7 protein-coding genes are annotated in these 7,363 nt (G+C 58.9%); 1 reads left to right on the top strand and 6 read right to left on the bottom strand.

The window, feature by feature from the left end:
- Positions 1-107 precede the first annotated feature (107 nt).
- From ACR0LI_RS10220 to glyA, 5 genes are all read right to left on the bottom strand, one after another.
- Positions 108-530: a universal stress protein gene (locus ACR0LI_RS10220; RefSeq protein ID WP_171723662.1), complete on the bottom strand. Its 423-nt coding sequence runs from the start codon at positions 528-530 to the stop codon at positions 108-110.
- A gap of 78 nt (positions 531-608) precedes the next feature.
- Positions 609-1,982: an alanine/glycine:cation symporter family protein gene (locus tag ACR0LI_RS10215; protein ID WP_171119391.1), complete on the bottom strand. Its 1,374-nt coding sequence runs from the start codon at positions 1,980-1,982 to the stop codon at positions 609-611.
- A 24-nt stretch (positions 1,983-2,006) separates the two neighbouring features.
- Positions 2,007-2,951, bottom strand: coding sequence for a lipoyl synthase (gene lipA / locus ACR0LI_RS10210; RefSeq protein WP_480718464.1), 945 nt, complete (start codon positions 2,949-2,951; stop codon positions 2,007-2,009).
- 13 nt (positions 2,952-2,964) lie between these two features.
- Positions 2,965-4,347, bottom strand: coding sequence for a dihydrolipoyl dehydrogenase (lpdA, locus tag ACR0LI_RS10205; RefSeq protein ID WP_480718463.1), 1,383 nt, complete (start codon positions 4,345-4,347; stop codon positions 2,965-2,967).
- A gap of 11 nt (positions 4,348-4,358) precedes the next feature.
- Entirely contained in the window at positions 4,359-5,612 is a 1,254-nt protein-coding gene (gene glyA / locus ACR0LI_RS10200; RefSeq protein ID WP_480718462.1) for a serine hydroxymethyltransferase, read from the bottom strand.
- Between the two features lie 147 nt (positions 5,613-5,759).
- Between glyA and ACR0LI_RS10195 the strand changes: the two genes are divergently transcribed.
- Positions 5,760-6,362 carry a helix-turn-helix domain-containing protein gene (locus tag ACR0LI_RS10195; RefSeq protein ID WP_171635839.1) on the top strand — a complete coding sequence of 201 codons (603 nt, stop codon included), beginning with the start codon at positions 5,760-5,762 and terminating at the stop codon, positions 6,360-6,362.
- Positions 6,363-6,416: 54 nt separating this feature from the next.
- Here the strand turns inward: ACR0LI_RS10195 and ACR0LI_RS10190 are convergent, their stop codons facing one another.
- Positions 6,417-7,286 (bottom strand): GlxA family transcriptional regulator, encoded by an 870-nt coding sequence (locus ACR0LI_RS10190; RefSeq protein WP_480718470.1) that lies wholly within the window; start codon positions 7,284-7,286, stop codon positions 6,417-6,419.
- Between the last annotated feature and the right edge of the window lie 77 nt (positions 7,287-7,363).

The following is a 7,363-nucleotide window of genomic DNA, read 5'->3' as shown; positions in this document are numbered from 1 at the left end:
GAACAGGCATCTCCCAACCCGCAAAATCAACCATCTTGCCGCCAAGCTCGACGTGAAGGTCATACAAGGGCGTGCGCTTCGGTGTGGTCATTTCTTCAACCTTTCAATCAGCGGGACTGGTCGCGGACGACCATGACGGTGCAATGCGCATTGCGCACGACTCGGGCCAGGTTCGGGCCAATCTCGTAGTTCGGGAAATCGCCCTTGGTCGATGCCATGACGATCAGATCAAAGCCTTCCTTGTAGGCAAGCTTCAGGATTTCGCGGTAAACACTGCCTTCTTCGACATGGACCGGCACGTCGGAAGCCTTGGCATGATCCAGAATCGCCTGAACCGCACCCCGCACGTGGTCCTTTGCGCCGGCACCATAGTTGGCGGGAAGGTTCGGCAGCTGGATGATCTCGGGGATGACGGCAACCGCATGCAGTTCGGCACCGTAGAATTTTGCCTGTTCCAAGGCGGTCGACAGGGCCAGTTTCCACGAGCGGTCGTCGGTGTGATCAATGGGCAGCAGGATTTTAGTGGCCATCACGTCTCTCCTCGAGATATTGAATTCGGTTTCAAAGGCGGGGGGCCGGGATGGCCCCCCGTTTTGGTCGGGCCGATCTTATTCGGCAGGTGTGCCGCCCGGCTCTTCGGACTTGCCGCCCGAGGCGAAGAACTCTTTCGTCAGTTTGAAGACGATCGGGCTCAGCAGCGCCAGGGCGATCAGGTTCGGGATGGCCATCATGGCGTTCAGCGTATCGGCCAGCAGCCAGATGAAGCCCAGATCCGCAGTTGCGCCGAAGTAGATCATCACGATCCACAGAACGCGGTAGGGCATCAGGGATTTCACGCCCAGCAGGAACTCGACACATTTCTCGCCGTAGAACGACCAGCCGAGGATGGTGGTGAAGGCAAAGATCGACAGCGCGATGGCGATCAGATACCCGCCGATACCCGGCAGCGACAATTCGAACGCGTGGCTCGTCAGCGCCGCACCGGATTCACCCGATGTCCATGCCCCCGACGCGATGATGGCCAGACCGGTGATCGAGCAGACGATGATGGTATCGATGAACGTACCCAGCATCGCGATCAGGCCCTGGTTGACCGGACCCTTGGTCTCGGCAGCGGCATGCGCGATCGGGGCCGAACCCAGACCGGCCTCGTTCGAAAACACACCACGTGCCACACCGAAGCGGATGGCGGCCCAGACGGCTGCACCCGCGAAACCACCTTCTGCGGCGGACGGGGTGAACGCATAGGTAAAGACCAGCGACAGCGCATGTCCGATGTTGCCGATGTTGATCAGCAGAACCAGCAGGCCCGCGATTATATAGGCAACGGCCATGAAGGGGACCAGCTTACCGGCAACCGCACCGATGCGGGTGATACCACCCAGGATAACGGCTGCAGTCAGAACCATCAGAACAACGCCGGTGACCGAGGTGTTCAGGCCAAAATTGGCTTCCAGCACCTGAGCAACACCGTTGGCCTGCACACCGTTGCCGATGCCAAAGGCGGCAACCGCGCCGAACAGGGCGAAAGCCACGCCCAGCCAGGCCCATTTCGCGCCCAGACCGTTTTTGATGTAGTACATCGGGCCGCCGACATAGTTGCCCAGCTCGTCTTTCTCGCGATATTTCACCGCGCAGACGGCTTCGGCATATTTGGTGGCCATGCCCACCAGGGCGGTCATCCACATCCAGAACAAGGCGCCTGGACCGCCCAGGAAGACAGCAGTGGCCACACCGGCGATGTTACCTGTACCGATGGTCGCCGACAGCGAAGTCATCAGTGCGTTGAACGGGCTGATCTGCCCTTCGCCCTGACCCTCACGGCCTTTGAACAACAGGCTGAAGCCTGTGCCGATGCGCAGGATCGGCATGAATTTCAGCCCGACCTGCAGGAAGAAGCCAACGCCGAGGATGAGGACCAGCATCATCGGCCCCCATACGACGCCATTGATGGCCCCTACGATTGAATTTAACGCTTCCATGGTTTCCCTCCCATTTGCGTTTGGTTATGCCCCGGTGGCGATGGCCCGCTGACGGGCCTGCTTGAGGGCGGCAAAGTCTTCGTCCGCATGGAACGACGAACGGGTCAGCGGCGTGGCTGACACGTGCAAAAAGCCCTTGGAACGAGCGATCTGTTCCAGTTGGGCGAACTCCTCGGGCGACCAGAACCGGTCAATCGGATGATGTTTCGGCGTCGGTTGCAGATACTGCCCGATAGTCAGAAAATCGACATTGGCCGCGCGCAGATCATCCATCACCTGACGCACGTCGTTGAGGCTTTCGCCCAAGCCGACCATCAGACCCGACTTGGTGAAAATCTCGGGGTTCGAGCGTTTGGCATCGTCCAGCAGCCGCAGCGACGCATAATAGCGCGCGCCGGGACGAACCGTCGGATACAGGTGCGGGACGGTTTCCAGATTGTGGTTGAACACGTCCGGCACTGCGTCAAAGACGATATTTGCGGCGTCGCCCTTGCCCAGGAAGTCGGGGGTCAGAACCTCGACAGTGGTGCCGGGGTTCTGATGGCGTACGGCGCGGATTGTCTGGGCGATATGCTCGGCCCCGCCATCGGCCAGATCATCGCGATCAACAGATGTAATCACCACGTGGCGCAGGCCCAGTTTCTTGACCGCCGCCGCAACCCGGCCGGGTTCGAACGCGTCCAGCGCATCGGGGCGGCCGGTGGCCACATTGCAGAACGAACAGCCCCGTGTGCAGATCTCGCCCATGATCATCATGGTTGCATGGCGCTTGGACCAGCATTCGCCGATATTGGGGCAGGCCGCTTCTTCGCAGACCGTTGCCAGATCGTGATCCCGCATCAGACGTCGGGTTTCGTAATACGCGGCGCTGTCACCTTTTTTCTTGCGAATCCACTTGGGCTTACGCGGGATCACGCTGTCGGCCTTTTTGGCCTTTTCCGGGTGGCGTGGTCTAAGCTGGATTGTCATCTGGCAAACCTCGTTAAGCGTGAATCGCACGCCCCATGGCGTCGAGACAGGCTTCCTTGACCGCCTCACCCATGGCAGGATGCGCATGGCACGAGGCTGCAACATCGGCGACCGCGGCACCTTTGGACATGGCCAGAACCAACTCGGCGATCAGATCGCCGCCATGGGCACCACAGATATGAGCCCCGAGGATCTTGCCGTCGGAACCGGCCAGAACCTTGACCGCGCCATCTGTTTCACCTGTCGAGCGTGCCCGCGAATTGGCCATGAAAGCAAACTTGCCGACAACATATTCGACGCCCGCGTCTTTCAGAGCCTCTTCGGTCTGACCAACCGAGGCCACTTCGGGATCGGTGTAGACCACACCCGGCACGGTGTTGTAATCGACATGACCGGCTTCGCCGGCCAGCATCTCGACACAGGCAACACCGTCCTCTTCGGCCTTGTGGGCCAGCATCGGGCCGGGAACACAGTCACCAATGGCATAGATACCGGGCACCGACGTCTGGAACGAGCTGTCGACTTCGATGAAGCCACGCGGGTTCACGGCCACGCCCAGCTCTTCCAGCCCAAGCCCGCGCGTCACCGGGCGACGGCCCACAGCGATCAGAACCTTGTCGGCCTCGATCACTTCTTCCTTGTCCTTGCCAACACGATCCACCGTCAGCGACAAACCCGTATCGGTTTTATCGACAGACTTCAAAGCACGGCCCAGTTGGAATTTCAAACCGCGTTTTGACAGGGCCCGCTGCGCCAGCTTGGCGATCTCGCCATCGATGCCGGGCAAAACGCGATCCAGATATTCGACCACAGTAACCTTGGCGCCCAGACGTGCCCAGACCTGCCCAAGTTCCAGGCCGATCACACCTGCACCGATCACAACCAGATGATCCGGCACGCGTTCCAACGCGATTGCACCGGTCGAACTGAGCACATCCTGCTCATCAATCTCGATCCCCGGCAGTGAGGTCGGCTCGGATCCTGTCGCAATCAGGATGTTCTTTGCTTCGTATGTGCTGTCGCCGACCTTGACCTGACCAGTGGCCGGGATGCTGGCCCATCCTTCGATCAGATCGACGCCGTTCTTCTTGAACAGGAGTGCGATGCCCTTGGTCAGATCACCGACGATCTTGTCCTTGCGCCCCATCATCGCACTGACGTCGATGCTGGCCCCCTCGACCGCAATGCCATGGGAGGAGAGATGTGCAAGCTCGGCATATTTGGCCGAGGAGGTCAGCAACGCTTTGGAGGGGATGCACCCCACGTTCAGACAGGTACCGCCCAGTGCGCCGCGCCCTTCGACACAGGCCACTTTCAGCCCCAGCTGAGCCGCGCGGATCGCGGCAACATAGCCACCCGGTCCGCCCCCGATAACGATGAGGTCATAGGTATTCATTTCGCGTACTTTCAGTAGATCGGGTAGCTTGCGCAAAGTGCGCGAACCTGTTTGCGGGTTTCCTGTTCGACGGTTTCGTCACCTTCCGGTGACTGCGCGAGCGCGTCCAGAACATCACCGATCAGATGGCCGATCCTCCTGAATTCTTCCGGGCCAAAGCCACGGCTGCACCCGGCGGCGGTGCCCAGACGGATGCCGCTGGTGATGGTTGGTTTCTCTGGATCTCCGGGAACGCTGTTTTTGTTGCAGGTAAACCCGGCGCGCTCCAGCGCGGCTTCGGCGTCCTTACCGGTGACGCCCAAAGGTCTCAGGTCGACCAGCATCAGGTGGTTCTGGGTGCCGCCGGAAACGATATCACATCCGCGCGCCATCATGACGCTTGCCAAGGCCGATGCGCTGTCAACGACGCGCTGCATGTATTCCTTGAATTCGGGTTTCAGCGCCTCGCCAAAAGCCACCGCCTTGCCTGCGATGACGTGCATCAGCGGGCCACCCTGTAGGCCGGGGAAGACGGCAGAATTTATCTTTTTCGCCAGCGCCTCGTCATTGGTCAGGATGATGCCACCACGAGGCCCGCGCAGCGTTTTGTGCGTGGTCGAGGTCACGACATGTGCGTGCCCTACAGGCGAGGGGTGCAGGCCGGTCGCCACCAATCCGGCAATATGAGCCATATCAGCCAGCAACCATGCGCCAACCTCGTCCGCGATTTTACGGAATCTGGCAAAGTCGATCTTTTGCGAGTAGGCGGATGCGCCTGCGATGATCAGCCTGGGCTTTTCCGCCCGCGCCAATTCGGCAACCTGATCATAATCGATCAGCCCTGCATCGGTCAGGCCGTACTGCACGGGCCGGAACCATTTGCCGGACTGCGCCGGTTTCGCACCGTGGGTCAGATGGCCACCTGCGTCCAGCGACATGCCAAGAATGGTATCGCCCGGGTTCAACAACGCCAACTTGACGGCCCCGTTGGCCTGTGCGCCGGAATGGGGCTGAACGTTGGCATATTCACAGCCAAACAGCTTCTTGAGGCGTTCGATCGCCTCGACTTCGACCTCATCGACATATTCGCAGCCGCCATAATAGCGGCGGCCCGGATAGCCTTCGGCGTATTTGTTGGTCAAGACCGAACCCTGAGCTTCGATCACGGCCTTCGAGACAATGTTCTCCGAGGCGATCAACTCGATCTGTTCCGCCTGGCGTTCACCCTCGCGCGAAATGGACGCGGCAATGACGGGATCTGCCTCAATCAGCGACGTTTTGAACATGGTCTCCTCCTTTTGCCCCGAATCCTTAGTACGAAACTTTGTTTCCTATAAGGGAAATAATGCGCTTTAGGCAACAAAAATCTCTTATTCAAGAAGTTGCGTATTTACCGGGAGGCATGTAACCTTTGATAAAACAGGGGGAATTAAATGGGCGACGAAAGCAGAAATGATGTTTCCGGACAGGAAGATCTGGATGAAGGAGAGGCTCTGGGCCGGTCCATCCGCGATGCTCGGCGCGCGAAAGGGTGGACTCTGGAAGAAGCCGGCCGCGCTGCGGGTATCGGGCGGTCGACGCTGTCCAAGATCGAAAACAACCAGACAAAGCCAAGCTTTGACATCGTACGGCGTCTGACTCAGGCCCTGGATATGAGCACCCCGCAGTTGTTTCTTCAGTCGGGTCAATCCGGCATTTCAGGCCGCCGTGATTTCACTCCGAAAGGCGAGGGGGAAATCAAGAATACGCCCACTTACCTGCATGAACTGCTTTGCCCCGAACTGACCAGCAAGCGGATGCTGCCCTATATCGCGACTATCAAGGCGCGTGACCTGTCGGAATTCGAGACGTGGATCCGACATTCCGGAGAAGAATTCATGTATGTGCTCAGCGGTGAACTTATCTTCGTGTCTGAACACTACCGCCCCTTGCCAATGAAGGCCGGTGACTCGCTTTATTATGACAGCGGAATGGGGCATGGGTGTATTTCGACCAGCGAAGAAAACGCAAAGGTGCTGTGGGTTTCGCTGGAATAGCCCCCAGGGTTCTTTGGTTTTCCAGGAAAGCGGGCATCGCCATGCGCACCCCATTCAGCCGTCAGACAAGCTCCGGTGGCGAAACGCCGTCGGTGTCTGGCCGAATTCTGCCTTGAACGCTCGCGTCATGGCGCTGGCGTTTTCATATCCGCAACGACCGGCGATTTCGGCGATGGACTGCTCGGTATCTTCTGCCAGATTGCGTGCAAGGTTAAGCCTCAGCCGACGATACAGCGCCTGCGGCGTGGTTTTGAGCTCTGCCTGAACGCGCATTTCGATCCGCTTTTGTGAACACCCGATCTTGCGGGCCAGTTCCCTGATCGAAAGAGGTGTTTCAAGGTTCGCCTGCATGACAGCCAGTGCGCGATTGACCAAAGTGTCTTCGGACTTCAGAGGCAAAGGGTAATGATCCTGCCCATTTCGGCTCATCAGAAGATGCCCGACTTCCATGGACAAAAGGGGGCCGTGATCCTTGCGGATCAGGGTCGAGGCCAGATCGAACGCGGCCATCGCCCCAGAACAGGTCAGCCTGTTGCCATCGATGACAAAACGTTCCTGCACCGCATCCACGGCCGGAAAACTTTCTTCGAACCGGGAAAGCTCGTCCCAGTGAATGGTCGCCCGGTGCTCATCCAGCAAACCGGCGCGGGCCAGCAGCCAACTGCCGGTATCCAATCCGGCCACTTGCCGGTGTTTTCGGGCCGCAGCCAGCACGGTGCGCGTGGTCGATCGCGTGTCCAACTTGCGATACCCATAAGACGGCATGACCACCAGAACGTCGCCTTGCTGATCCAAGATTGAACCATTCGGTGTAACGACAAGGCCGCTGGAACTTTGAACGGGGTCTCCGTCAATGGAGCAGAAACACCACGAATACAAAACCTGCCTCGACAAGTTGTTCGCAGCCCTGAGCGGTTCGACCATGTTTGCAAGGCAATGGTTCGAAAACCCGTTGAAGAGCAGGATGTTGTATTGTCGCGTCAAAATTTTCGAATTTGGCA

It is taken from the genome of Ruegeria sp. CL7, assembly GCF_056536445.1.
This window is presented reverse-complemented; position numbering and strand designations above follow the sequence as displayed.

Bases quoted from the DNA above. Each gene is read 5' to 3' on its own strand.
- ACR0LI_RS10220 (WP_171723662.1), bottom strand. From the start codon at position 530: ATGGCCACTAAAATCCTGCTGCCCATTGATCACACCGACGACCGCTCG.
- ACR0LI_RS10215 (WP_171119391.1), bottom strand. From the start codon at position 1,982: ATGGAAGCGTTAAATTCAATCGTAGGGGCCATCAATGGCGTCGTATGG.
- lipA (WP_480718464.1), bottom strand. From the start codon at position 2,951: ATGACAATCCAGCTTAGACCACGCCACCCGGAAAAGGCCAAAAAGGCC.
- lpdA (WP_480718463.1), bottom strand. From the start codon at position 4,347: ATGAATACCTATGACCTCATCGTTATCGGGGGCGGACCGGGTGGCTAT.
- glyA (WP_480718462.1), bottom strand. From the start codon at position 5,612: ATGTTCAAAACGTCGCTGATTGAGGCAGATCCCGTCATTGCCGCGTCC.
- ACR0LI_RS10195 (WP_171635839.1), top strand. From the start codon at position 5,760: ATGGGCGACGAAAGCAGAAATGATGTTTCCGGACAGGAAGATCTGGAT.
- ACR0LI_RS10190 (WP_480718470.1), bottom strand. From the start codon at position 7,286: ATGGTCGAACCGCTCAGGGCTGCGAACAACTTGTCGAGGCAGGTTTTG.